23 protein-coding genes, 2 pseudogenes and 1 CRISPR repeat array (1 of these 26 running past the window's edge) are annotated in these 24,841 nt (G+C 50.5%); of the genes and pseudogenes, 12 read left to right on the top strand and 13 right to left on the bottom strand.

Annotated features, from left to right (window positions below):
- Positions 1-36: 36 nt before the first annotated feature.
- Positions 37-1,428 (top strand): FAD-binding oxidoreductase, encoded by a 1,392-nt coding sequence (locus CWC46_RS06715; RefSeq protein WP_021017642.1) that lies wholly within the window; start codon positions 37-39, stop codon positions 1,426-1,428.
- A 136-nt stretch (positions 1,429-1,564) separates the two neighbouring features.
- On the opposite strand, the gene lysA is transcribed toward CWC46_RS06715, so the two are convergent.
- Positions 1,565-2,830, bottom strand: coding sequence for a diaminopimelate decarboxylase (lysA, locus tag CWC46_RS06710; protein ID WP_021017643.1), 1,266 nt, complete (start codon positions 2,828-2,830; stop codon positions 1,565-1,567).
- 134 nt (positions 2,831-2,964) lie between these two features.
- On the opposite strand from lysA, the gene CWC46_RS06705 reads away from it, so the two are divergent.
- Positions 2,965-3,894, top strand: a complete 930-nt coding sequence (locus CWC46_RS06705) for a LysR family transcriptional regulator (protein ID WP_021017644.1) — start codon at positions 2,965-2,967, stop codon at positions 3,892-3,894.
- 27 nt (positions 3,895-3,921) lie between these two features.
- Here the strand turns inward: CWC46_RS06705 and CWC46_RS06700 are convergent, their stop codons facing one another.
- Genes CWC46_RS06700 through CWC46_RS06680 form a run of 5 tightly spaced genes read right to left on the bottom strand, consistent with a single transcriptional unit; the run spans position 3,922 to position 8,486 of the window.
- Positions 3,922-4,914 carry an ABC transporter ATP-binding protein gene (locus CWC46_RS06700; RefSeq protein WP_021017645.1) on the bottom strand — a complete coding sequence of 331 codons (993 nt, stop codon included), beginning with the start codon at positions 4,912-4,914 and terminating at the stop codon, positions 3,922-3,924.
- Between the two features lie 2 nt (positions 4,915-4,916).
- Positions 4,917-5,702: an ABC transporter permease gene (locus CWC46_RS06695; protein WP_021017646.1), complete on the bottom strand. Its 786-nt coding sequence runs from the start codon at positions 5,700-5,702 to the stop codon at positions 4,917-4,919.
- Between the two features lie 20 nt (positions 5,703-5,722).
- A complete protein-coding gene (locus CWC46_RS06690) occupies positions 5,723-6,565 on the bottom strand; it encodes an ABC transporter permease (RefSeq protein ID WP_021017647.1) in 843 nt (280 codons plus the stop codon).
- A complete protein-coding gene (locus CWC46_RS06685) occupies positions 6,562-7,386 on the bottom strand; it encodes an alkaline phosphatase family protein (protein WP_021017648.1) in 825 nt (274 codons plus the stop codon). The genes CWC46_RS06690 and CWC46_RS06685 overlap by 4 nt, the downstream gene beginning before the upstream one ends.
- A gap of 41 nt (positions 7,387-7,427) precedes the next feature.
- Positions 7,428-8,486: an ABC transporter substrate-binding protein gene (locus tag CWC46_RS06680; RefSeq protein WP_021017649.1), complete on the bottom strand. Its 1,059-nt coding sequence runs from the start codon at positions 8,484-8,486 to the stop codon at positions 7,428-7,430.
- A 205-nt stretch (positions 8,487-8,691) separates the two neighbouring features.
- On the opposite strand from CWC46_RS06680, the gene CWC46_RS06675 reads away from it, so the two are divergent.
- Positions 8,692-9,414, top strand: coding sequence for a UTRA domain-containing protein (locus tag CWC46_RS06675; RefSeq protein WP_021017650.1), 723 nt, complete (start codon positions 8,692-8,694; stop codon positions 9,412-9,414).
- A gap of 407 nt (positions 9,415-9,821) precedes the next feature.
- On the opposite strand, the gene CWC46_RS06670 is transcribed toward CWC46_RS06675, so the two are convergent.
- From CWC46_RS06670 to CWC46_RS06655, 3 genes are all read right to left on the bottom strand, one after another.
- Positions 9,822-10,745: a nucleotidyl transferase AbiEii/AbiGii toxin family protein gene (locus CWC46_RS06670; protein WP_021017651.1), complete on the bottom strand. Its 924-nt coding sequence runs from the start codon at positions 10,743-10,745 to the stop codon at positions 9,822-9,824.
- Positions 10,735-11,274: a type IV toxin-antitoxin system AbiEi family antitoxin gene (abiEi, locus tag CWC46_RS06665; RefSeq protein WP_021017652.1), complete on the bottom strand. Its 540-nt coding sequence runs from the start codon at positions 11,272-11,274 to the stop codon at positions 10,735-10,737. Before abiEi ends, CWC46_RS06670 begins: the two co-directional genes overlap by 11 nt.
- Positions 11,275-11,659: 385 nt before the next feature.
- The gene (locus CWC46_RS06655) at positions 11,660-12,541 is read right to left on the bottom strand and encodes an SDR family oxidoreductase (protein ID WP_021017653.1); all 882 of its coding nucleotides are present in this window, start codon (positions 12,539-12,541) and stop codon (positions 11,660-11,662) included.
- A gap of 93 nt (positions 12,542-12,634) precedes the next feature.
- On the opposite strand from CWC46_RS06655, the gene CWC46_RS06650 reads away from it, so the two are divergent.
- Positions 12,635-13,243, top strand: a complete 609-nt coding sequence (locus CWC46_RS06650; RefSeq protein WP_021017654.1) for a TetR/AcrR family transcriptional regulator — start codon at positions 12,635-12,637, stop codon at positions 13,241-13,243.
- 81 nt (positions 13,244-13,324) lie between these two features.
- On the opposite strand, the pseudogene CWC46_RS06645 reads toward CWC46_RS06650, so the two are convergent.
- Positions 13,325-13,705 (bottom strand): annotated as a pseudogene (locus CWC46_RS06645) (tyrosine-type recombinase/integrase); the annotation flags it as partial.
- On the opposite strand from CWC46_RS06645, the pseudogene CWC46_RS23215 reads away from it, so the two are divergent.
- The 3 genes and pseudogenes from CWC46_RS23215 to pspG form a co-directional block, all read left to right on the top strand.
- A pseudogene (locus tag CWC46_RS23215) lies at positions 13,701-13,823 on the top strand (MFS transporter); the annotation flags it as partial. The pseudogenes CWC46_RS06645 and CWC46_RS23215 sit on opposite strands and share 5 nt — an antisense overlap.
- A 172-nt stretch (positions 13,824-13,995) precedes the next feature.
- The gene (gene dusA, locus CWC46_RS06635; RefSeq protein WP_021017656.1) at positions 13,996-15,033 is read left to right on the top strand and encodes a tRNA dihydrouridine(20/20a) synthase DusA; all 1,038 of its coding nucleotides are present in this window, start codon (positions 13,996-13,998) and stop codon (positions 15,031-15,033) included.
- Between the two features lie 177 nt (positions 15,034-15,210).
- Entirely contained in the window at positions 15,211-15,432 is a 222-nt protein-coding gene (pspG, locus tag CWC46_RS06630; protein ID WP_021017657.1) for an envelope stress response protein PspG, read from the top strand.
- Between the two features lie 320 nt (positions 15,433-15,752).
- Here pspG and CWC46_RS06625 read toward each other — a convergent pair whose 3' ends face one another.
- A complete protein-coding gene (locus tag CWC46_RS06625; RefSeq protein ID WP_021017658.1) occupies positions 15,753-16,742 on the bottom strand; it encodes a quinone oxidoreductase in 990 nt (329 codons plus the stop codon).
- Positions 16,743-16,866: 124 nt separating this feature from the next.
- Here CWC46_RS06625 and dnaB point away from each other — a divergent pair, with 124 nt between their 5' ends.
- Complete coding sequence (dnaB, locus tag CWC46_RS06620; protein ID WP_021017659.1) at positions 16,867-18,270, top strand: replicative DNA helicase; 1,404 nt, start codon at positions 16,867-16,869, stop codon at positions 18,268-18,270.
- Between the two features lie 17 nt (positions 18,271-18,287).
- Entirely contained in the window at positions 18,288-19,367 is a 1,080-nt protein-coding gene (gene alr / locus CWC46_RS06615; RefSeq protein WP_021017660.1) for an alanine racemase, read from the top strand.
- A 163-nt stretch (positions 19,368-19,530) separates the two neighbouring features.
- Here alr and bhsA read toward each other — a convergent pair whose 3' ends face one another.
- The gene (gene bhsA / locus CWC46_RS06610) at positions 19,531-19,779 is read right to left on the bottom strand and encodes a multiple stress resistance protein BhsA (protein WP_037382669.1); all 249 of its coding nucleotides are present in this window, start codon (positions 19,777-19,779) and stop codon (positions 19,531-19,533) included.
- 251 nt (positions 19,780-20,030) lie between these two features.
- Positions 20,031-20,795, bottom strand: a complete 765-nt coding sequence (locus CWC46_RS06605) for a transporter substrate-binding domain-containing protein (RefSeq protein ID WP_021017662.1) — start codon at positions 20,793-20,795, stop codon at positions 20,031-20,033.
- Between the two features lie 550 nt (positions 20,796-21,345).
- Between CWC46_RS06605 and CWC46_RS06600 the strand changes: the two genes are divergently transcribed.
- The 3 genes from CWC46_RS06600 to CWC46_RS06590 all read left to right on the top strand — a co-directional run bounded on the left by CWC46_RS06600 (position 21,346) and on the right by CWC46_RS06590 (position 23,945).
- Complete coding sequence (locus CWC46_RS06600; RefSeq protein WP_021017663.1) at positions 21,346-21,825, top strand: Lrp/AsnC family transcriptional regulator; 480 nt, start codon at positions 21,346-21,348, stop codon at positions 21,823-21,825.
- 246 nt (positions 21,826-22,071) lie between these two features.
- Positions 22,072-22,686 (top strand): YitT family protein, encoded by a 615-nt coding sequence (locus CWC46_RS06595; protein WP_021017664.1) that lies wholly within the window; start codon positions 22,072-22,074, stop codon positions 22,684-22,686.
- A gap of 65 nt (positions 22,687-22,751) precedes the next feature.
- A complete protein-coding gene (locus tag CWC46_RS06590) occupies positions 22,752-23,945 on the top strand; it encodes an amino acid aminotransferase (RefSeq protein WP_021017665.1) in 1,194 nt (397 codons plus the stop codon).
- 151 nt (positions 23,946-24,096) lie between these two features.
- Positions 24,097-24,841: direct repeats of the CRISPR family, unit length 28 nt; unit sequence TTTCTAAGCTGCCTGTACGGCAGTGAAC (it continues 2,646 nt past the right edge of the window).

The raw sequence follows: 24,841 nt of genomic DNA, 5'->3' as shown, positions 1-24,841 counted from the left end.
TGAGTGACCAACCGACTTATTATAGGTACTGATGATATGGATTATGAACAACGCCAGATCGCCGTCACCCTGATCCACCAGGCGTTACCCACGCTGGAGTGGACGCGGGCGACAGCAAAGGTCAAACGCTTGTCGCGCGATTTCCACTGGTTCAGTCCAGTGCTAAAACAACAACTGGAAGACAAACAAGCGGATGCCGTGGTACGCCCGCGTAATGAAGAAGAACTGCGCCTGCTGGTTGCTGCTTGTGTGCAGCAGCAACTGCCGTTGATGCTGCGTGGCGGCGGTACCGGTAACTATGGTCAGTTGGTGCCGTTAGAAGGCGGCATTATGGTGGACATGACCTTATTTAATCAGGTGTGCTCATTTGGCGACGGCGTGGTGCGCGCCCAGGCCGGCATTCGTTTGGCGGATATCGAAGCCTTGAGCCGCCCCGCGGGCTGGGAACTACGCTGTATGCCATCCACCTATCGGCTGGCCAGCCTCGGCGGGCTTTACTGCGGCGGCTTTGGCGGTATCGGCTCCATTAATTACGGCCCGCTGGCCGCGCCTGGCAATGTGCTGAGCATAAAGGTCATGACCATGGAAGCTGAACCACGCGTACTGACGATCCCGGCACCGCAGGCACTGCTGTTGCACCACACCTATGGCACTAACGGCATTATTCTTGAGATTGAGCTAGCGCTGGCGCCCATCCACAACTGGATTGAACGGTTGGACATGTTCGACGACTTCACCACGGCGCTGAATTACGCTGATGCACTGGCTCGCTCGCCGGGATTGGTCAAACGCGAGCTGGCGCTGTTTGCCGCACCGATCCCCGCCTGCTTTACCCATTTACGCCGCCATTACCAGGCTGGGCAGCATGCGGTAATCAGTATCATGGCGCAGGAGAGTGAACCGCTGTGTGATGGGTTGTTAGCACAGTATGCCGGGCAGAATGCCGTGCGTCAGTCGGCAGATAACGCGCGTGCGACCCACTCGTCGCTGATGGAATACTGTTGGAACCACACCACACTGCACGCGCTGAAAGTCGACCCTACCTTCACCTATTTACAAACCGCCTTTGCACCCGCGAGTTATATGCAGCAAATTGTCGAGATGGCGCATTTATTTGGCGATGAAGTTATATCGCATATCGAATTCCTGCGTGACAACGACGGTAACATCACCTGTAGCGGCCTGCCGTTAATCCGTTATTCCAGCGAAATTCGCCTGAATGAGATAATGCAGATATTCCGCGACCACGGGGTAAAAATTAATGACCCGCACGTATTACAGGTTGAAGACGGCAAGCAAGGCATTATTCGACCGGAGGTTGTCGCGGTTAAAAAGGCTTTTGATCCTGATGGGTTACTCAATCCTGGCAAACTGCGTGGCTGGGAAATGCGAGACTCGCTGTTACCGGAGGAGCAGCCACGCCCATAATGTGACACCGCGCAGACAGAAAGAGTGCATAGCACCGGGATACGCTGCATCTTGAAAGATGCAGCGGTGTTGGCTGAGGCCCGTTTCTGGGCCTCCCCCCTATGGGGCCGCTGCAAACAGTATTCAAATCACTTACCTACAGTTGCTCCAGCGCCAGCAGTTCCTCCAACGTTTGGCGACGACGGATCAGCCGTGGCTCACCGTTTTCAAACAACACTTCCGGCAACAGTGGACGGCTGTTGTAATTGGAGGACATTGACGCGCCGTAAGCACCGGTATCATGGAAGACCAGATAATCGCCCACCTGCGCCGCCGGTAAAGCGATAGTTTCCACACCACCGCCCGCTTGTTGGGTAAACACGTCGCCGGACTCACACAACGGGCCGGCGACCACGCTATCCCGCCATGTCGTGCTATCGCTGATATCACGTCCATCCCCGGGCAACAACGTAATATGGTGATAGCTACCGTACATCGACGGGCGCATCAGGTCATTAAAGCCGGCATCTACCAACACAAAATGGCGGCTCCCCATCGATTTTACCGCCCGGACTTCAGCAACCAGCACACCGGATTCCGCCACCAGAAAACGACCCGGTTCGATTTCCAGCGTAACCGGGTGCCCCAGATGCGTGGCAATCTTCTCCCGCGCCTGATGCCACAACCCAAAATAATGCCGGGTATCAATGGCCTCTTCACCGTAACGATACGGGATAGACAAACCGCCGCCGGCGGAAATGGCATCAAGATCCTGCCCAAAATCGATCACCTGACGCACCATGGCATCACAGACCTGCTCCAGATGCCCATAATCCACACCGGAACCGATATGCATATGAATACCAACCAGCCGGAGCGAGTAACGTTCAATTTCCGCCAGCGCCAACGGTAAATCGGCATGCCAGATGCCATGCTTGCTGTTTTCACCACCCGTATTGGTTTTCTGGCTGTGCCCGTGACCAAAGCCGGGATTGACCCGCAGCCATACCGGATGCCCCGGCGACACGCGGCCAAGCTGGCTCAGCATATCCACTGATCCGGCATTGACTGGAATGTTCAGTTCGGCGACGCGCTGTAACGTCGGGCTATCCAGCAGGTCGGCGGTAAACACGATTTCATGGGCGTCGGTGCCCGGCACAAATCCTGCCACCAGCGCACGCTCGATTTCCCCCAGTGAAACAGAATCCACTTTAACGCCCTGTTGACGCATCAGACGCAGAATATGGGTGTTGGAACAGGCTTTCTGTGCGAAACGGATAGTATCGAACTGACGTAATTGTCCGATACGGTCGATGATGGTTTGCGCATCATAGGCCCAGACCGGGCAGCCAAAGCGGGCCGGTAATGTACGCAGGCTTTGCGCATTCAGCGCCTGGGTAGTGTCGTTGAGATCGTGTGGCATGATTTCTGTTACCTAAAAAATAAACGATGGAATGTGGAATATTGTGAAGAGTCCCCGGAAGGTAAACAAATATCCTTTTACGCAGAATCTATTCATCTATGATATAGGTTGACGCTATCCATCGAGACGGGTTTATGGCTGACATTTCCCTGCGACATATCGAAATTTTTCATGCGGTAATGACCACCGGCAACCTGACAGAAGCCGCCACGTTGCTGAATACCTCGCAACCGACGGTCAGCCGGGAACTGGCACGTTTTGAGCGACTGATACAGATGCAACTGTTTGAGCGGGTACGCGGTCGCCTGCACCCTACCGCACAGGGATTGCAGCTATTTGAAGAAGTACAGCGATCCTATTACGGGCTGGAGCGTATCGTCAGTGCCGCACAGGATATCCGCCGCTTTCAACAGGCGCACTTATCGGTGGCCTGTCTGCCGGTGTTTTCACAATCACTGTTACCCGACGTTTGTCAGCCATTACTCGCCTGCTACCCGATGCTGAATCTGCACATCATTCCACAGGAGTCCCCGTTGCTGGAGGAGTGGCTTTCAGCCCAGCGACATGACCTGGGGTTGACGGAAAATACAGTTACTCCCGCCGGAACCGAGCGGCAAACGCTGATGCAGTTGAATGAAGTCTGCGTACTGCCGGCGCGCCATCCGCTGGCAGGGAAAACCGTACTGACACCGGATGATTTCAATAACCAACCGTTTATCAGTCTATCCAGCACCGATAGCTATCGTCAGTTGCTGGATAAACTGTTTCAGGAGGCAGGCATCGCACGCAGGCTGGTGCTGGAAACCCACAGTGCGGCATCTGTCTGTTCGATGGTGCGGGCGGGCATTGGTGTGTCGATCGTCAATCCGCTAACCGCGGTGGATTACGCCACCGCATCAGCCGATGTCGTCGTACGACCATTCAGCATTGATGTCCCTTTTACTGTTAGTCTGATACGCCCGAACCATCGTCCGGCGTCGGCACTGGTGGATCGTTTTATTACCCAGTTACACGATGTGGCACAGGCGTTCCCGGCACGCTTGCAACAGGTTATTGGCGCATAGCGCGTCGACGCTATGTGCCAATAAAGGCTAGGCAACTTCCCGCAGTACCGCGGTATCGATCTGTAAACCGATGCGGCTGCCATCCGGATACAGATCGTCAACCGAGCGATTCAGCACATCCACCAGCAGTTCAATCCCTTTTACCCGCACACGATAGCGGATCACATTACCCAACAGGCTATGACCAATGATATCCCCGGCCAGCCCCTGCTCAGGGGAACAGGGATAAATGGATTCCGGGCGCAACGCCACCTGATGGCTGAAGGTTTGCCCGGTCAGCGTCATTGCCTGTTCGGCGCTCAGCAGGTTGTAGCTACCGATAAAACCGGCGGCAAACAGGTTGGCCGGCTGGGTGTACAGGGTTTCGGCATTACCATGCTGCACAATTTCGCCTTTATTGATCAACACGATACGGTCTGACATGGTCAGCGCTTCTTCCTGATCGTGAGTGACGAAGATGGCGGTCAGATTCAGCTCTTGTTGAATGCGACGAATCTGTTCACGCAGATGGCGACGGATACGGGCATCCAGCGCCGATAAAGGCTCATCCAGCAGCAGCAGACGCGGACGCGTCACCAGTGAGCGGGCCAGCGCCACACGCTGCGATTGCCCGCCCGACAACTGATGCGGATAACGAGTAGCGTAGTCACTGAGCTCCACCAGCGCCAAAACTTCCGCTACGCGCTTGCGGATCTCTTCCGCCGCGAGCTTTTGCATTTTCAAGCCGAAAGCCACATTGCCGGCCACCGTCATATTCGGAAATAGCGCATAGTTTTGAAAGACCATGCCGATCCCTCGTCGCTGCGGAGTCAGCGGCACAATATCCTGCCCCTGCAACAGAATCTGTCCGCTATCCACCGGGGTCAACCCCGCCAGACAGCGCAATAAAGTCGATTTGCCACATCCACTCGGTCCCAGCAGAGTGACAAATTCCCCCTCATCGGCAGAAAAGTTGATCTCATGGAAAACTTGTACCTGGCCATAGTGTTTATTGAGATTTTTTACATCAAGGTATGCCATCTTCAGCTTTTCTCTTTATTCAGATAATTGGCCAACCAGGTGATCAGTAGCACCACCAGAAAATAGGAGATCACCAACGCGCTGGTAAAGTGCGCGTTATCGTCACGCTTATTGTAGAGATAGACCTGCAACGTCTCATAGTTGGTTCCCACCAGCATATTGGCGAGAACAAACTCTCCGATCAGAAATGAGAAAGACAGCAGCACGGCAATCACCACGCCTTTACGCAGATTGGGCAATACCACCAACAGCGCCGCCTGCCAGGTACTGGCACCGAGTAAATGCGCGGCATCCAGTAACTCTTGTAGGTTAATCGCCTGCATATTATTGGCAATGGTCCGGTAGATAAACGGCAGGGCAATAGTGAAATAACAACCGATAAGGATCCATGGCGTACCGGTGATTGCCAACGGTTCGGTGGCATACAGTTGCAATAACCCGACAGAGGAAACCACCGGGGGCACGGCAAATGGCAACAGAATTAACACATTCATCAAGGCATTCAACTGCGGAAAGGCATAAGCAATGACGAACATCGTTGGCAGCACCAACACCAGCGAAAACAGCAGCGAACCGAAGCAAATCAGTAAAGAATGACCGAGTGCCGCCAGAAAACGCGGATCACTCCACAGTGCAATGAACCATTTCAGGGTCAGGCCCTGCGGCAAAATACGCGCCCCCCACTCGGTCGCCAATGCATAACTCAACGTTGCCAGCAGCGGTAACATCAGTATTAACAGTAGCAGCCACACCATCAGCTGGTGATAACGCTTTTCAGAACAGAACATGGTTGCCTCCGGAAAAACCATTACTTGGCGACATGGGTATAACTCCGTCGCAGCAGCCATTGGTGAATCACAGTAATAAGGGTCATCAGTGCCACCAGTAATATGGAAAGTGCACTGCCCATATTAGGATCGAGTGAGATATCGCCGGACACCAGCGCGGCGATACGGATCGGCACCACGTTAAAGTTGCCGCTGGTCAGCGCATAAATGGTGGCATAGGCGCCTAAGGCGTTAGCAAACAGAATCACAAAAGTACCAAGTAAGGCCGGCGTCAGTACCGGTATACCGATATGCAGCCAGTAACGCCCTCTGCTGGCCCCTAACAGCGCTGCGGATTCCTGCCACTCGCTTTTCAGGCCATCAAACGCCGGATACAACAGCAATACACCAAGCGGGATCTGAAAGTAGGTGTAAATCATAATCAGGCCACTGCGTGAATAAAGGTTGAATCCACCCAGCAAACCATATTGTTTCAACAACAGTGACAAGAAACCGTTCAGCCCCAGCATAATCACAAAGGCAAACGCCAGCGGAACACCGGAAAAGTTACTGGTCATATTGGCAAATGACATTACAAACCGGTGCAATCTACCAGCACCGAGCTGGCGCAACGAATAACCGCCAATCAGCGCGATGATCAGACCATAGACACTCGACCAAAAGGAAATTTCGAGCGAAAAACGGATCGCCTGTAGATAAAATGGCGACGTTAAAATATCAACGTAATTTGCCAGCCCCCAGGCTTCATTCACGTCGCTGTAAAAACTGTTAATGGTAATCCATACCAGCGGCGCTATCTGAAAGGCGGCAAATACGACAAAAAAAGGCAACAGGATCAACCCACTCAGCCAGCTTTTTTTCACACCATCACCCTCTCCGTACTGATGCTGAGAAGCTCCCGGCACCAGGGTTTGTCATGCGGCACACCCAGCAGTTGGCACACTACGCCGCATAATTCAGTCTGTTGTGGCGCGGCATCGGCTCGCAACGAAAATCCACTGCCGAACACATACAACGGCACTTCACACTCCTGTGGCAACCTACCACCATGGCTGTGATCGTCATTCATACCATGATCCGACGTCACCAGTACCTGATACCCTTCCGCCAACCAACGTGGCATCCAGTGCGATAGATAACCATCGGCCATTCGTGCCTTGTTACGGTACTGCGGCGATGACAACCCATGCCGATGACCGGCATCGTCAATATTCATCGGATGGATCAGCAGAAAATCCGGCTGATAACGGCGCAGTAGACTTTCTGCATCCTCAAACAGATGCGAATCTGGATAGCTGTCGTCATGGTAAAAGTGGCCGTACTGTATCGGCAGCGATAGATCTTCTGTATGACGATCGCGCACGGCGTCAAACGGCGCGCGATTATACAGTTCGCTGACCCAATGATAGGCCGCCGCCGCCGTGGTTAATCCGGCATCCCGGGCATAATGGAAAATACTGCGCCCGTGGGTTAACCGGGAAATCCCGTTGTGTACAATGCCGCTCTCGACGGGCGTCCTGCCCGTCATGATGCATTCATACAACGGACGGGACAGCGACGGTAGCTCACATTCAAGCTGATACAACTGACCGCGCCCCGCCGCACACTCGGCCTGCATATACCCCATGGCGTCGCGTGCCACTTGAAAAGCCAGTCCGTCCAGCACCACCAGAATCGTTCTCATCCACTTGCTCCGTTTTACGACTTACTACGCTATTTACGGACTTACTGTTTCATATTGATGATGACATTTTCCTGCCACTGACGCGGCAACGCTTTGACGCTCTTCTCCCATGCGGCAGCATTCATCACTGGATGTACATTCTTGTATTCCGCATCCGGCAACAATTTGGCTTTCACATCTTCAGGCAACGTTATGTACTTGGCACGAATCGGGCGAGCATAACCACGGGCCAGATTGATTTGACCAGCATCAGAGAAGATATATTCACGGGTCAGTTTGGCGGCATTCGGGTGTTTGGCATACTTGTTGATAATCGTGGTATAACCGGAAATAACCGAACCATCAGACGGGATCAGCACTTCAAAACGGCTTTTATCAATCTTGTCTCGGTAGTTCAGCGCATTAAAGTCCCATATCACGCCAACCTGCACTTCCCCTTTTTCGATATTGGCAAGCCCCGGATTGGCTAAACCCAGACGTCCTTCTTTGGCCAGTTTGGCAAAGAAAGCCAGTGCTGGCTTGAGGTTGGATTCATTACCACCCAGCGCATAATTGGCCGCCAGAACGCCGTTCGCCGCCTGGGAAGCTGCCCCCACATCACCAATGTTGACCGTGTATTTGCCTTTCAACAGATCGGCCCAGCTGTGTGGAATATTCTTCACCTGCTGTTTGTCGATGATGAAAGCGATAGAACCGGTGTAGGCCACGGCCCAGTTTCCGTCTTTATCCTTGGCCCAGGCCGGTATCTGACTCCAGGTGCTGGGTTTATACGGTTGGGTGATGCCCTTCTGTACCGCTATCGGCCCAAACGCTACGCCAACATCGCCGATGTCTGCACTGGCATTGTTTTTCTCCGCGATAAACTTGGCGATCTCTTCTGCGGAAGACATATCGGTATCACTGTGTTTCAACCCGTATTTGGTCGATAAATCATTCCAGGTCTCTTTCCAATTGGCCCAGCTGTCCGGCATACCGACGCTGTTAACCTGTCCTTCCGCTCGGGCCGCTTTTTCCAGCGCAGACAAATTATCCGCCGCCACGGCAGAATACGAGGAAAGCAACGCCGTACTGATTAGTACGGAAGACAATAATTTTCTCATCATGATACTCCAGATAATGGGAGGGTTGACGTACTCTGGTCTAGTCCAGCAATAACCACGCCAATTCACCACAATAGTGTGAAAATTACATGACAGTTGTGCGACGGTTATATTTCATCACGATGAACATTAAAGATTCGGTAGATTTGATTTCCCGATAATCCCTGCTATGGTGCAGGTCGCACTACGTTAAGGCTTTACCGCAATGAAAACGCAATCCACTGCTGTCACTCAGATTTGTGATGCCCTGACTGAACGTATTCGCCAGGGAGAATTTACTACGGCCCGACTGCCCTCGGAACGCACATTGAGTGAACAATTTTCCACCACGCGAATTACATTGCGTGAGGCGCTGACCATGATGGAATCACAGGGCATCGTCTACCGTGAACTCCGGCGTGGCTGGTTTCTCTCACCACCACGCCTGAGCTATAACCCGCTGCACAAAAGTCATTTCCATGAGATGGCGGAAAAACAAGGGCGGGTCGCAGAAACGGAAGTGCTGGATGCCAATCTTGTCGCCGCCAGCGCGTCAATCAGCCAGCATCTGGAGATACAGGAAGGGACGGAAATCTACCGCATCAGACGGTTGCGGCGCATCAACGGACGTGCAGTGTTATACGTGGAACACTACCTCAATCCGGCCTATTTCCCCGATTTACTACAAGCCGATCTGACACAATCCCTAACCAATTATTACTGGTCTCACTACGGCATTCGCTATGGTCGGGTACGTTTTATCATGCTCCCCACACCACTACCCACCATCGCCGCGCCGATACTGAAAATGGCCCCCGGCAGCCCGGCTTTGTTTATTACCCGTATCAACCGCGATCAATACGATAGAATCATTGATTGTGACTGCGAATACTGGCGTTACGACGCGCTGTATATTGATGTTGAAGCCGAACGAGATGATCAGGGATAACCCCGACGACCAACCGCATGGTGCATGATGCCGAAATCAGCCCGATAAAACGCGGTAAACCAGACAGAGCAGCTATCGGTCACTGTATTGATATATCAATCCCAAAAATCATTAAATCACGTTATATTACGTCCCTTATTTCTCTCTCTCCGGCAGTGAGTCAGCATCGTTTATGAGTAAGCCATCAACCGCATCAGCGCCCCAGCAGACCTCGGAATCCACTGTTGTGTCGCCGTCATTCTGGCGCGGCCGCTTCAGCGTCGCGCCGATGCTTGACTGGTGAGATCTTGGCTGCAACCCTTATTTGGCAAAGGCTGAGATTCTCATGGGGCAGATATGGGGCAGGTGTCGTTAATTTTTGTCGTTTTTGCCTGTTTTTTGTTCTGTTTTTATCTATTCACTACAGCTTAAAGTTTGAATTCAGGCTCAGGGGTTGAACTGCCGAAAAGCTGTGTATGTAACTCCGTCAGCATTTTTTTCAAAGTGCCCAGCATAAAGGACTTAAATTTGTCCTGCCCCAAAGTCCGGTCATACACATTGGTTGGTAGAAAACGTTTCATCTCATTATGAAATGCTGCACTTGCCACAATTTCATCCAGCGAAGCAATCCGGCTTTCCAGCAGTTGTTGGTAGTCAGGAATTTTGTAGTCAGCCAGTTTCAAACGGATGAGCTCAGGCTTAAGCTTGGCGTTCTGCTGCTGCAGCCAGACCAAATCCCATAAATCACGATGCCGAATGTAACGTTGAGTCGCAGGCAGTGAAATCAGCTTATCCGCCATCACTTCGTCCAGTGTTTCGGTAAACACCAGAGTGTCTTCGTAACCATCAGGTAAAAAGTCATAGCTGTTCCGAAGGGGCAAAGCTTCTTTGGTGTAAGCGGGCACATTCGCCACTTCAAGCTTAATTTTTTGCCTCGGCATATCCTTCTGGCCGGGGGCTGTGGTGATATTAATTTGCCATTTATCAATCCGAAGTTCGGCGTACTCTTTTTCTTCTTTCAGCGATGCAGGCTCTTTCACCGTGACTTCCAGGCCATAACGCTTGCCAATGTAGTCTTCGATACAGGTTTTCATCTCTGCCAGCCTGGCAGAAGAAAAATCGACACCACCGGCAAAATCCAGATCTTCGCTGAAGCGGTTGCCGCCATGACAAAGCCGTAACGAGGTTCCGCCTTGAAACACCAACTCATTCAGCAAACCTGCCTGGTCAAGGCAATACAAAATATCGTAGTGCAGTAACTCTTTTTCAATCACGGGTCGCATGGCGGCAACTTCAGCCTGCTGCATTGCCTTTGCCACCAGTGCATTAAAATCAGCCGGGTCAATCTTCATTCAGCATTTCCTTTTGGACCAGATGAGTATTCCGGCCAACCCGTTTTTGGTCGCGCCAGGCCGCTTGCTTTGTGGCCATCCGCAGTGGCCGGTTGATGGAGATGAAACTCTGAATAATTTCACTGACCGGCCGCTTGGTATGAGTGAATTCAATGGTGCCATAGTGAGTTTTGTATTCACCTTTACGCCCTGTGGTCATCACGGTCAGCCTGTCCATTGGGATCTGCGAAATCACGCCATAACTGGAGAGCGCAGATTCCAGGCTCACGTAATTGTATTCACCACGCCGTAGGGTTTTGGCAATCAGTTCCAGAGTGTCTGGACCTTTTTTATGATGTGACAAAGCAAAGAGGTAGACGCCACGGGCAGCCCTTTCCAGAATGTTCTGTCGTACCAAACGCTCAAGCCCGGCATGCAGGGTCCGTTTGCTATCTTCAGAAAAGATTTTCTCCAGATCGCGCTGGCTAAATACATAGCGCCCTTGCTGGTCTAGCTCACTTAAACGCTGGATCGCTGTGGTCTGTTGCATAGTTTCTATCTGTGCGTGAAATACACTTATTCATAGTATAAGTGTCCACTTATGGATATTCAACCTATTAAGTAGACAGTTATTACATGTATTAAGTGGTTTATTGATAACTTAAAAGCCCGCGAAATTCGCGGACTGCTTTGTAGGCTTGCTTAGCTTAGTTGATGCAATGTTTTTATCTGAGCGTCTTACCGAGCGGACACAGCCACCTTGGCGGGGTCAGTCCCGAGGCTTTTGAACGGGCCTCATCGTGAGGACAGGATCTGTCCACGGTTTTGGGGGCAGTCCAACTATAGGCCAGGAGTGTCCACGATCCTAGGGGTAGTCCACCAAAACATAAGTTCTGAAACAGGAGCAAAAAATAGTTCGTTCCTGTTTCCAAAAGTTACACGTCAGCGCCACCTAAAACATTGTCGAGTTGCATCTCTTTCAAAACACGGTCTTGTATAGGTTGTTTAGTCGCATTAATTACATCCACGCCCCAAACCATGCCTACAGTAGTGCGCGTAGGACGCTTGCCAGCAGGCATATCTGCTAATTCTATATAAGCATCTACAACCATCTGTGGATCAGGTGCTTGATCGCTCTGCATAAATTTACCGAACTCCTCGAATATGGCGGCAGGAATATTTGCCAATTCACCATAGCTGTCAAGTATATCTGTGCGTGTAGGTTGCAGTCCTGCAGTACTCAGACCCGTTGGGAAGGGGCCTGGTTGTACTATTGCGATATCAATACCGAAAGGTGCTATTTCATAGCGTAAGCCTTGGAGGTAGCCTTCAAGAGCATGCTTGGTCGCAGCGTAAGTAGAGAAATATGGAGCTGAGATCTGACCAACCATTGATGAAGTGTTAATGATCAGACCTGACCTTGCCTCGCGCATAGAGGGCAAAACAGCCTGTATAGTTCGGATAGCGCCATAGTAGTTGGTTTCCATCTGCTCTCTAGCTTGGGCAATGCTAAATGCCTCTGTAATGCCTAGATACATTACACCTGCATTGTTAATCAAAATATCAATCTGGCCTACTTTTGCCAGTACATTTGCAATAGCAATTTTCACTGATTCGTCGCTGGTGATATCCATATCCACAACATGGATGGAATCGCTATACGCTTCCAGCTCGGTCTTTATAGCGACGTTCTTGCCTTCTGGACTGCGCATAGTGGCAAACACTTGATAGCCTTTATCTGCAAAATCTTTCACTGCTTTACGGCCAAATCCACTGCTACTGCCAGTAATAACTATGTTTCTTTTTACTTCACTCATATTTATTTCCTATTCGATTGCTAATTAAATACCAGTTGGTACAATAATGTCTTGAATGTTGTTTGTCAAATTAAAATACCAGGCGGTATAAAAATGAGTTTGGATCGAATTAAAGCAGCTAGAGGGCGACCAAAGACGCTAGACCGTGATCACATTTTGGAAGTGGCAATGAATGCTTACTGGAAAGAGGACATAGGCAATTTGTCCCTTAATGAAATTTGCAGGAGATGTGATGTATCAAAACCAGGGCTTTATCGTGAGTTTTTGAACGAAGATGGCTTGATGAAAGCTGTAATTGTTAAGTATCAAGAAGAGGTGCTTAACCCTGTGCAGGAGATGCTGAATAGTGAAGCTCCGTTTCGAGAAACGCTTAATAACTTGGTGTCATTTGCTACCTCAGTTGCTGACAGTAAAGATGCCCCAAAGGGATGTCTTTTAATAAAAATGCGCGAATCACGAATGCATTTGGGGGAAGCCACACGAGCGCAAATCGATTTCATTCAGGAGCAAGCATTGACTGCTTACAGAGCATGGCTGGAGCGTTCACAGGCCAAAGGTGAATTTAATGCAGACATGTCATCAGAGTTTGCAGCTACCTACATCGATGCACAGCTAAGTCATGCTTCGTCACAGCTAGCTCGCGGTGAAGATCCGCTAATTGTGAAGAAAATGTTGTTAGTCGCGTTTTCTATGCTGGGATGAGTAGTGTACCGTCAGTTAATTCGAGCGAGGATTACCATATCAAACTGATTATAAAACTTCCCACTTTTCCCAGTGTTAAGATCAGTGTTGACTCTTACTTTGTTGCAACCGCTCAAACTTCGCATGCACCCGGTTTGGGAAAAGGTCGGTGTAGATTTGCCATAGGATGTTGATATTTCTGTGGCCTGTGACCTGAGCGACTTCGTCAATAACAAAACCGGCTTCGAATAAACGGCAGGCCCCTTCGCGGCGCAGGTCGTGCCAGCGTAGGTCTTCGATGCCAAGCTCTTTTCTAACCCGTTGAAAACCGGCGGTGACGCTTTTACCGTTGTAGGGGAAGATCAGCTCATCTGTTTTAGGCTGGCGTTGTAAGATTTCCCAGGCTTCGCCCAATAACGGAACCAGCATATGGTTACCGGCTTTTTTTCTTGGATCTTTGCGGTCTTCCACCATCACGGCTTTGTTTATTACCCGTATCAACCGAGATCAATACGACAGAATCATTGATTGTGACTGCGAATACTGGCGTTACGACGCGTTGTATATTGATGTTGAAGCCGAACGAGATGATCAGGGATAACCCCGACGATCAACCGTATGGTGCATGATGCCGAAATCAGCCCGATAAAACGCGGTAAACCAGACCGAGCAGCTATCGGTCACTGTATTGATATATCAATCCCAAAAATCATTAAATCACGTTATATTACGTCCCTTATTTCTCTCTCTCCGGCAGTGAGTCAGCATCGTTTATGAGTAAGCCATCAACCGCATCAGCGCCCCAGCAGACCTCGGAATCCACCGTTGTGTCGCCGTCATTCTGGCGCGGCCGCTTCAGCGTCGCACCGATGCTTGACTGGACAGATCGCCACTGCCGCTATTTTCACCGCCTATTGAGCCACCAAGCGCTGTTATATACCGAGATGGTAACCACCGGCGCCATTATCTACGGCAAAGGCGACTATCTGACTTACAGCGAAGAAGAACATCCACTGGCTCTGCAACTCGGGGGTAGCGATCCGGCCGCACTGGCGCAATGTGCCGCGTTGGCGGAACAGCGCGGCTACGATGAGATCAACCTGAACGTCGGTTGCCCGTCTGATAGAGTACAGAACGGCCGTTTTGGCGCCTGCCTGATGGCGGAAGCAGCGTTGGTAGCGGATGGTGTGCAGGCAATGCGCGAGCAGGTCAACATTCCTGTCACCGTCAAAACCCGTATCGGTATTGACGATCAGGATAGCTACGCTTTCCTGTGTGATTTTATTCATACAGTGACAGAACGCGGTGGTTGCAATTCGTTTGTCGTACATGCCCGCAAAGCCTGGCTTTCCGGTCTCAGCCCGAAAGAAAACCGGGAAATACCACCGCTGGACTACTCCCGGGTTTATCAACTGAAGCGGGATTTTCCAGCGCTGACCATCGCGATTAACGGCGGTATCAAAACGCTGGAAGAGGCCAAAATCCATCTGCAACATGTGGATGGCGTGATGATCGGACGCGAGGCATATCAAAATCCAGGTATGCTGGCACAGGTTGACCAGCAGCTGTTTGGTCTCGATCACACGCCGAGTCCCTTTACCGTGGTCGAAACCATGTATCCCTATATCGAACGAGAGCTGACACAGGGAACCAGTCTGGGTCATATCACCCGACATATGCTGGGGTTGTTTCAGGGGATACCCGGTGCTCGTCGCTGGCGTCGTTATTTGAGTGAACAGGTCCATAAACCGGGTGCTGGCGTCGCCGTAGTTGAAAAAGCACTGTCACTGGTAGAGCATAACCAGGTGTAAAATACTAATAGTTAGCGTATTAGACCACATCATCAAACCTGGAATGTTTTCTAACACAGCTAAATCAAGAGGTTATCTACGCTATATTCTTGGCACAGATCTTGTTATTCCTCTATAGCGGCCACTGAGATGATTGATGGTCAATCAAATCCAGAATCGTTACCACAGGAGCAGGCCATGTTTGATATTTTCTTCGTTATTGGTTTCTTTATTATGCTGATGGTGACCGGTGTGTCACTGTTGGGTGTCATCGCCGCGCTGGTGGTTGCTACGTTTTTTATGCTACTGGGCGGACTGTTTTTTATGGCAATCAAACTGCTTCCCTGGCTGTTATTGGCTGTACTGGTAGTGTGGATATGGCGTTATTATCAAAAGAAACCGACACGCTATTATCGCTGACAACAGCGTAAATCAGAGTAAAAACGGCGTGTTAAGCGCTGATGCACACTATTTTCATGCAAAATTGTGCGCCAACAGATATTTTTCGCTTATCACTGTTGTTAGGATGTGCGGCACATCAGCTGCTGGTGAGTGTTGCGTTGCGTTGCGGTTATATGCGCACTAATACCGATTTCATCGGTGTCAGGAAATCAATAATAGTCACTCAGTGACATCGTCCATGACACCATTCCGCTGTATCCTACAATACGGTTCGATGGAATTACCGCTGTAGAAAAACGCCTCCTTTTATGGAGGCGCTTTTCTTTCTGATAATCCGGTTATAGCCCTGGAATCAACAAACTGGAACCCGAGGTTTGACTGCCTTCCAGCACCCGGTGAGCCGCTTGTGCATCCTCCAGCGCAAACTTTTGCTTGTCTGCCACATCAACCTTAATCGCGCCACTGGCCACCATGGAAAACAATTCACTACTGGCCTGCGCCAGTTCGGTACGGTTAGTGATATAGCTAAACAACGAAGGTCGGGTGACATACAACGACCCTTTCTGGTTCAGAATCCCCAGATTAACGCCGGTTACCGGCCCGGAAGTATTGCCAAAACTCACCATCAGACCACGGCGCTTCAGACAATCCAGTGATGTCTCCCAGGTGTCTTTTCCTACCGAGTCATAAACCACACTGACTTTCTGTTCATCTGTCAGTTCCAGCACCCGATGAACAATATCTTCCGTACGGTAATTGATGGTGGCCCAGGCGCCAGCCTGCTGCGCCAACGCGGCTTTCTGTTCAGAACTCACCGTACCAATCAACTTCGCGCCAAGGGCTTTCGCCCACTGACAAGCTATCAGGCCGACACCGCCTGCGGCAGCATGGAACAGAAACAGCTCACCGGATTTGATTTCATAAGTCTGGCGCAACAGATAATAAACTGTCAGCCCTTTGAGGAAAGAGGCCGCAGCCTGCTCAAAGCTGATGGCATCTGGCAGAATGGCGATCTTATCTTCCGGTACATTATGTATTTCACTATAAGCACCGAGCATAGACTGCGCATAGACAACCCGGTCACCAACCTTAACATTTCTGACATTGGCTCCCACTTTGATGACGACCCCTGCGGCTTCTGTCCCGAGTCCAGAAGGCAGCGACGGCGGGGAATACAGACCGGACCTGAAATAGGTATCAATAAAATTGATCCCGATAGCCCGGTTCTCCACCTGAACCTCATTCAGCGTAGGATCATGGGGAATGAAATCCACATATTCCAGCACCTCTGGCCCACCATGAGTACTGAATTGAATACGCTTGGTCATGTCTTCTCCTCGTTATATCTGCTTTCGCTTATTTACCATGACAGCCAGAACGTGTCATTCCTGCTTTTCGGATATACAATGCGCTTCTCTCTTAGGGTAAATCAACCAGTAAAGAATGCGCTCAATGGCAGAAAAAAGACCGACCAATAAATCGACAGGACCCCGCGATCGTCAGGTAGAAGGGCTAAAACTCCCCCCCCATTCGCTGGAAGCGGAGCAGTCGGTATTGGGGGGCTTGATGCTCGATAACGAGCGCTGGGACAACGTATCCGAACGCGTATCCACCAATGACTTTTTCAACCGGGCTCACCGCCTGATTTTCAGCGAAATGCAGCGCCTGCTGGAGATGAACAAACCCATTGACCTGATTACCCTTTCCGAATCCCTGGAACAGAAAGGCGAACTGGAATCGGCGGGTAGTTTTGCTTATCTGGCTGAGTTGGCGAAAAACACGCCCAGCGCGGCGAATATCGGCGCATATGCCGATATCGTGCGTGAACGTGCAGTGGTGCGGGAGATGATCGCCGTGGCCAATGAAATTGCCGATGCCGGTTACGATCCACAAGGCCGCAGCAGTGAAGATTTGCTGGATCTAGCCGAATCCCGCGTGTTTCAAATCGCAGAAAACCGGGCCAGTAAAGATGACGGACCAAAAAGTATTGATCGTATTCTGGAAAACACCGTTTCGCGTATCGAGCAGTTATATCAACGCCCACATGATGGTGTTACCGGAGTATCCAGCGGCTATCAGGATCTGGATAAAAAAACCGCCGGTCTGCAAAAATCCGATCTGATCATCATCGCCGCCCGCCCTTCAATGGGGAAAACCACCTTTGCCATGAACCTGTGTGAAAATGCCGCCATGACGCAGGACAAACCCGTGCTGATCTTCAGTCTGGAAATGCCCGGCGAGCAGATCATGATGCGTATGCTGGCCTCGCTGTCCCGCGTCGATCAAACCCGCATCCGCACCGGTCAGTTGGATGATGAAGACTGGGCGCGCATTTCCAGCACCATGGGGTTGCTGCTGGAAAAACGCAATATGTACATTGATGATTCCTCCGGCCTGACGCCAACTGAAGTTCGCTCCCGCGCCCGTCGGGTATTCCGCGAACACGACGGCCTGAGTCTGATTATGATCGACTACCTGCAATTGATGCGAGTGCCAGCGCTGTCAGATAACCGCACACTGGAAATTGCAGAAATTTCCCGTTCACTCAAAGCGTTGGCAAAAGAATTGCAAGTCCCGGTAGTGGCGCTGTCACAGCTCAATCGCGGGCTGGAACAACGCGCCGATAAACGTCCGATAAACTCAGACCTGCGTGAATCCGGCTCCATCGAGCAAGACGCCGACCTGATTATGTTTATCTACCGTGACGAGGTTTATCATGAAAGCAGTGATATGAAAGGTATCGCCGAAATTATTTTAGGGAAACAGCGTAACGGCCCTATCGGTACTGTGCGCTTGACCTTTAACGGGCAGTGGTCGCGTTTCGATAATTACGCTGGCCCACAATATGATGACTAATTCGCTAAGGATGCAGAATGAAAACGGCAACCGCCGTCATTAATCGCCGCGCTTTGCAACACAACCTGCAATTAATTCGCCAGATGGCGCCACAAAGCCGTCTGATTGCCGTTGTAAAAGCCAATGCCTATGGGCACGGCGCACTGGAAGCCGCCCACATTCTCAACGACGCTGACGGTTATGGCGTCTCTCGTCTCAGTGAAGCACTGGTATTACGTGCCGGAGGAATCACTAAACCGATCCTACTGCTGGAAGGCTTTTTCTCTGCCAACGATGTGCCGCTGCTGGCCGAGCACCAGTTGGAAACCGCTATCCACAGCGTGGAACAACTGGCAGCATTGGAACAAGCTTCGCTCTCGCGCCCATTAAAAGTATGGATGAAACTGGATACCGGCATGCACCGTCTCGGTGTGCTGCCGGAACAGGCAGAAGCGTTCTACCAGCGGCTCACCCATTGCCACAATGTGGTGCAACCGGTGAATATCATGAGCCATTTTTGCCGGGCTGATGAACCAGAACTGGATACCACAGCGCGCCAACTCAGCTGTTTTGATGCATTCACCAAAGACAAACCGGGAGCACAATCCATTGCGGCGTCTGGCGGCATTTTGTTGTGGCCGCAAGCTCACCGTGATCAGGTCCGCCCTGGCATTATTCTGTATGGTGTTTCCCCTTTGGACACGGGCGATGCCAGCCGATGGAATTTGCAGCCCGCCATGACGCTGACTTCACATCTTATTGCGGTACGTGACCACCAGGCCGGAGAACCTGTCGGTTACGGCAGTACCTGGAGTAGCCCACGCAATACAAAACTGGGTGTGGTGGCCATGGGCTATGGTGACGGCTATCCGCGTGGTGCTAAAAGTGGGACGCCGGTGTGGGTCAATGGTCGTGAGGTGCCGTTAGTAGGCCGGGTTTCGATGGACATGATTTCGGTCGACCTGGGACCGGAGGCGCAGGACAACGTTGGTGATGAGGTGATTCTGTGGGGGAAAAATCTACCGGTGGAAAAAGTTGCTGCCTTTAACGGCATCAGCGCCTATGAACTGATTACTCGCCTGACCTCCCGTATTCAACTGGAATACGTTGACGAATAAGCTGAAAAACGAAGCAGAAGCCGCATAACACCATGAACACCATGCGGATTTCTGCCATATCGCGCCAGCTGTCCATGGAAAAGCAGCAGTAAAACTGCATGACGCGTTCCCGGTTCAGGAACGCGTATCTTTCTACAAGTACCTTTCCATGCCAAAAATGGCATCAGTTATACAGCTCGGCTACACCACGTAGTTGGTTCCCACCATTGGTCGAGATAATACGGAAAGACTTCGCGCCAGCGGCATTGGCTTTCTCTGCCAACTGCGACTGTAGATCATCCAGACTAAAACCAGTGGCGGATACGGTACCCATACTCTGGCCTTGTGTGCTCTGCACTTCTGTAGCAGCGAAGGTGCCGAAAGAAATGGTAGACAAGGCGATAACTGCAACAAAATTTCTGATAGCTTTCATGATAAGATTCTCACAATTTTTTTGGTTATGAAGGCTGATATTGCCTTCGATGTGGAGCATCATAATCCTGCTATCTGGTCATTAAAAACGGGTTAATTTGCCATTGTCATTCAAAATAACTGAATATTTTAAGAGTAAGAAACATCACACTACTCACGCATATCAGTACATTAAAATTGTAGGTTTTGGACCCGGAAAGCGCCCTGAATACGACAGCGTTCCGGGTGAGGTCGTGACAGGGCAAAGAAGGGTTATTTCGAGCTGGCCAACCACTGGCCGAGGATTTTCTGATACTGCCCCGTCATTTTAGCGAGATGCAGCCACTGGTCGACATACAGTTTCCAGCTCATATCATCACGCGGCAACATGTAGGCTTTTTCACCATACTGCAACGGTTTGTCAGGGTTTACCGCACACAACTGCGGATAGTGTTTCTGCTGGAACAATGCTTCAGAGGCATCGGTAATCATGACGTCCGCTTTCTTATCCACCAATTGCTGAAAAATGGTTACATTATCGTGCAAAGCCAGAGTGGCTTTCGGTAAATACGCGTGTACAAACGCCTCATTAGTACCACCCGCGGGTTCTACCAAGCGAACAGCAGGTCGATTAAGCTGCTCAATGGTTTGATATTTATTCTTGTCTTCACAGCGAACGAACGGAATTTTACCGTCCACATCCAGCATATTGGTGAAAAACACCTGCTTCTGCCGCGCCAGCGTGACTGAAATCCCGCCCATGGCAATATCACATTTACCGGACTGAAAATCAGGCATTAACGTTTTCCAGCTGGTTTTCACCCACTCAACTTTTACTCCCAGGCTTTTCGCCAGCGATTCCGCCATTGAGATATCAATCCCTTCATAGCTTCCGTCGCCGCGCAACGAGGTGTAGGGCTTGTAATCTCCCGTAGTGCATACTTTCAACACACTCTGCTTCTGGATCTGATCCAGATGCGAGGCGGCACTGGCACCGCCTGCGACAGTCAGCAGGACGAGCGGCAACCATTTTTTCATTTCTTCCCCTTGATTAACTATTACCCGAATTGACTACCAAAGCAGACACTGTACTTTTTTTCTTTTTGATTGAATAGCCTATCGCTATTGCCAGTAGCCAGAGCGGGATCATCCACACAGAAATACGGATCCCCAGGGTCATAGCCATAACAATTAACATTTTGAGTAAATTAAAAATTCAAACCGCAGGATAAATTCACACCTCATGTATATAGATAGGTATACCCGTCATACTTCAAGTTGCAGGTGTGTTGGCTGCGTTCGCTCACCCGAATCACTTACCTGAGTAAGCTCATCGGGATTCGCTCACTTGCCGCCCTCCTGCAACTCGAATTATTTTGGGTATACATTCTTTATTTGGTGCACAAGTGAGATGTTTTATGCGTGGAAAAGTATGATTAACCATTATAAATACACAGTAATGAAGCACGATAATGCAACGTCTCCCGTAAAAATCCTCCCCAGCCTTAAGCGAGGTAAAACCTCTGCTTTCGGTAATGGGAAAAGCTGCTAGTCTGTAGCCCCACAACATCTTTGGCAGGTTATTGGCATGTACAACGTTGATGATTTTGATCTAAAAATTCTGCGGTTATTGCAGGCAAACGGACGGCTGACCAATCAGGAGTTAAGCGATCTGGTAGGGCTTTCCGCTTCTCAATGCTCCCGCCGCCGTATTGCACTGGAACAAGCGCAGATGATTCTTGGTTATCACGCTCGACTGGCGCCAGATGCCGTAGGGCTGGAAATGCTGGGGCTGATTGAGGTCCGGCTCATCAACCATACGCCGGACTGTGTTAACAGTTTTCATACTATGCTCGGTGATGTCGACGCCATTATCGATGCCTATAAAACCACGGGTGACGCAGATTACCTGCTAAAAGTCGCCGTGTCGGACCTGCATGGCCTGAGCGACCTGATCAGCCAGATTTTGTCGCAGAATAAAAGCGTGGCACATCTAAAAACCTCTGTAGTACTCAACCGCTTGAAAGAGAATGGATTGACAACACCGGTGGCCCCAACACTGCCCTAATTCAGGGCAGTATGCTTCGCGATAGTGCACAGCAATGTATAGTTAGTGCATTAGTGGCACAATAATCGCGATATTCAACGGAAATAAGACCAATAAATGCATTATTTGTGCAAATTTTGATGTAATAGTTTCAATAAGTTAACGTTATTGCTGCTCAATATTAGCGTAATCCAGTATCGCCGACAGCAGCGATGGTGCGCTTTTTGCTTGAAAGTAAAGGTGTTCTTTTGAATTGAGCGCCTTGACATGGATAGCGTTATTACCACTGCAAAACTATCACACACACTTCTGGAAGATGTTCTGGCAATCCTGATCGGCACGCTGATGGTCTCTTTCGGGATTATTTTATTACGCCAGTCTGGAGCATTAACTGGTGGCACAGCCGGAATGGCTTTCCTGCTTCACTATCTGACACACGTCTCTTTCGGGATCGCCTTCTTCCTGCTCAATCTGCCATTTTATTATCTGTCTATTCACCGCATGGGATGGAACTTCACCCTCAAAACCTTCTGCGCCGTAGCACTGGTGTCACTGTTTTCCGATCTGCACACCTTGTTTATCCATATCGACCATCTGAACCCGTTCTACGCCACACTGTTTGGCAATATCATCATGGGATTGGGGTTTATTGTACTGTTCCGTCATAAAGCCAGTCTGGGCGGGGTAAATATTCTGGCGCTCTATTTACAGGATAAATATGCTATTCGGGCGGGGAAATTCCAGATGGCGGTAGATGTAACCATTGTGCTGGCTTCGCTGTTCGTGGTAAGCATACCTATGCTGATAACATCCGTGCTGGGTGCCACTATTCTGAATCTGATTATCGCGATGAACCACCGTCCGGGTCGTTATACAGTGTAAAACTGGCGCAGCACACCATTAGCCGCCGCACAACCCGATACTTTTATTATCAGGAGAATAAGACCGTGTTCCAACATGTTGACGCCTATGCTGGCGATCCCATCCTGTCACTGATGGAGAAGTTCAAACAGGACCCCAGAACTGACAAGGTTAACCTCAGTATTGGGCTGTATTATGACGAACAAGGAACGATTCCCCAGCTCCAGGCTGTCAGCATCGCTGAGCAACAACTTCAGGCTCTGCCGGCACAGGCCTCGGTTTATCTGCCGATGGAAGGCTTGCAGCCTTACCGCAATGCGATTCAGAAACTGCTATTTGGAGAACGCCATCCGGCACTGACCGCTCAGCGTATCGCGACCATCCAGACACTGGGCGGCTCCGGCGCACTGAAAATCGGGGCGGACTTCCTCAAGCGCTATTTCCCGGAGTCAGAAGTATGGGTAAGCGATCCAACCTGGGAAAACCATGTAGCCATTTTCTCCGGTGCTGGTTTCAAGGTGCATACTTACCCCTATTTTGATGCCGACAGTCTGGGTGTCAACATCGATGCCATGCTCGACACACTGAAACAGTTACCGCCACGCAGCATTGTGCTGTTGCACCCATGCTGCCATAACCCGACCGGTTCCGACCTGACCAATTCACAATGGGATCAGGTCATTGAAGTCCTGATCAGCCGTGAACTGATCCCGTTTCTGGATATCGCCTATCAAGGCTTTGGCGACGGCATTGACGACGATGCCTACGCCATCCGCGCTATCGCAGGTACCGGACTACCGGCACTGATCAGCAATTCGTTCTCCAAAATCTTCTCGCTGTACGGTGAACGCGTTGGTGGGCTTTCCGTGGTTTGTGAAGATCAGGAAGCCGCAGTGCGTGTACTGGGTCAATTGAAAGCTACAGTTCGTCGCAACTACTCCAGCCCGCCGAGCTTCGGTGCGCAGGTGGTTTCCCGTGTGCTGAATGACGCCACGTTGAATGCGGAGTGGAAAGCGGAAGTGGAAGCGATGCGCATCCGTATTATTGCTATGCGTCAGACACTGGTCGATACCCTGAAAAAAGCGCTACCAACACGGAACTTTGATTATCTGCTGACCCAGCGTGGCATGTTCAGCTATACCGGCTTCAGCCCGGAACAGGTTGATCGCCTGCGGGAAGAGTTCGGCGTATACCTGATCGCCAGCGGTCGCGTTTGTATGGCTGGCCTCAACCACGATAACGTACAACGAGTAGCGGAAGCCTTCGCCGCTGTACAGTAAGCCCGTCTCGGGCAGTAACAAGCCACCGGAGTTTACCGAACCACCACATTATTGATGGTGAATCTGGTTACTCCAGTGGCGCTTCTTAGCCAGACTCAACTGCCTGTGCGGCAGTGAACAGAACTGGCAGTCCCCGATGTCCCGTCTTCTTTTTCTAAGCTGCCTGTACGGCAGTGAACCCTTCAAAAATTGTCGTAACGAATGTTTTTCTTTTCTAAGCTGCCTGTACGGCAGTGAACGTCCATCGTGATGCCTCCCGCAGCTGATACATTTTCTAAGCTGCCTGTACGGCAGTGAACAAGGAGCCTGAGCTAAACTTTTTGGCGTTTTTTTTCTAAGCTGCCTGTACGGCAGTGAACTTGATATGGGATTCGCCAGTTTTGTGTTTAGTTTTCTAAGCTGCCTGTACGGCAGTGAACCGATGATGATATTTCATCGCTAGTTGGCTCTTTTTCTAAGCTGCCTGTACGGCAGTGAACTTCCGGTAAGCACTGCATTCATGCATGGTATGTTTCTAAGCTGCCTGTACGGCAGTGAACTTGAAATGTTCGCTAAGACTCAGTCTTCTAACTTTCTAAGCTGCCTGTACGGCAGTGAACCAAATGAAGGCGTAGGAATCTTCGCCTCTAACTTTCTAAGCTGCCTGTACGGCAGTGAACACATCGGGCCGGGTGCACAGGTTTGGTTCATTTTTCTAAGCTGCCTGTACGGCAGTGAACAATGAACGATAGGGCGGAATTTGAAAAGTGGTTTTCTAAGCTGCCTGTACGGCAGTGAACATATTAACGCAGCTTTTCGCGTATCCGTCATCTTTCTAAGCTGCCTGTACGGCAGTGAACGAAGCGCACCTGTGCCAGCCAGAGGATTTAATTTTCTAAGCTGCCTGTACGGCAGTG

The organism is Prodigiosinella confusarubida, assembly GCF_002847015.1.
In the GTDB taxonomy this organism is placed as follows: domain Bacteria; phylum Pseudomonadota; class Gammaproteobacteria; order Enterobacterales; family Enterobacteriaceae; genus Prodigiosinella; species Prodigiosinella aquatilis.
This window is presented reverse-complemented; position numbering and strand designations above follow the sequence as displayed.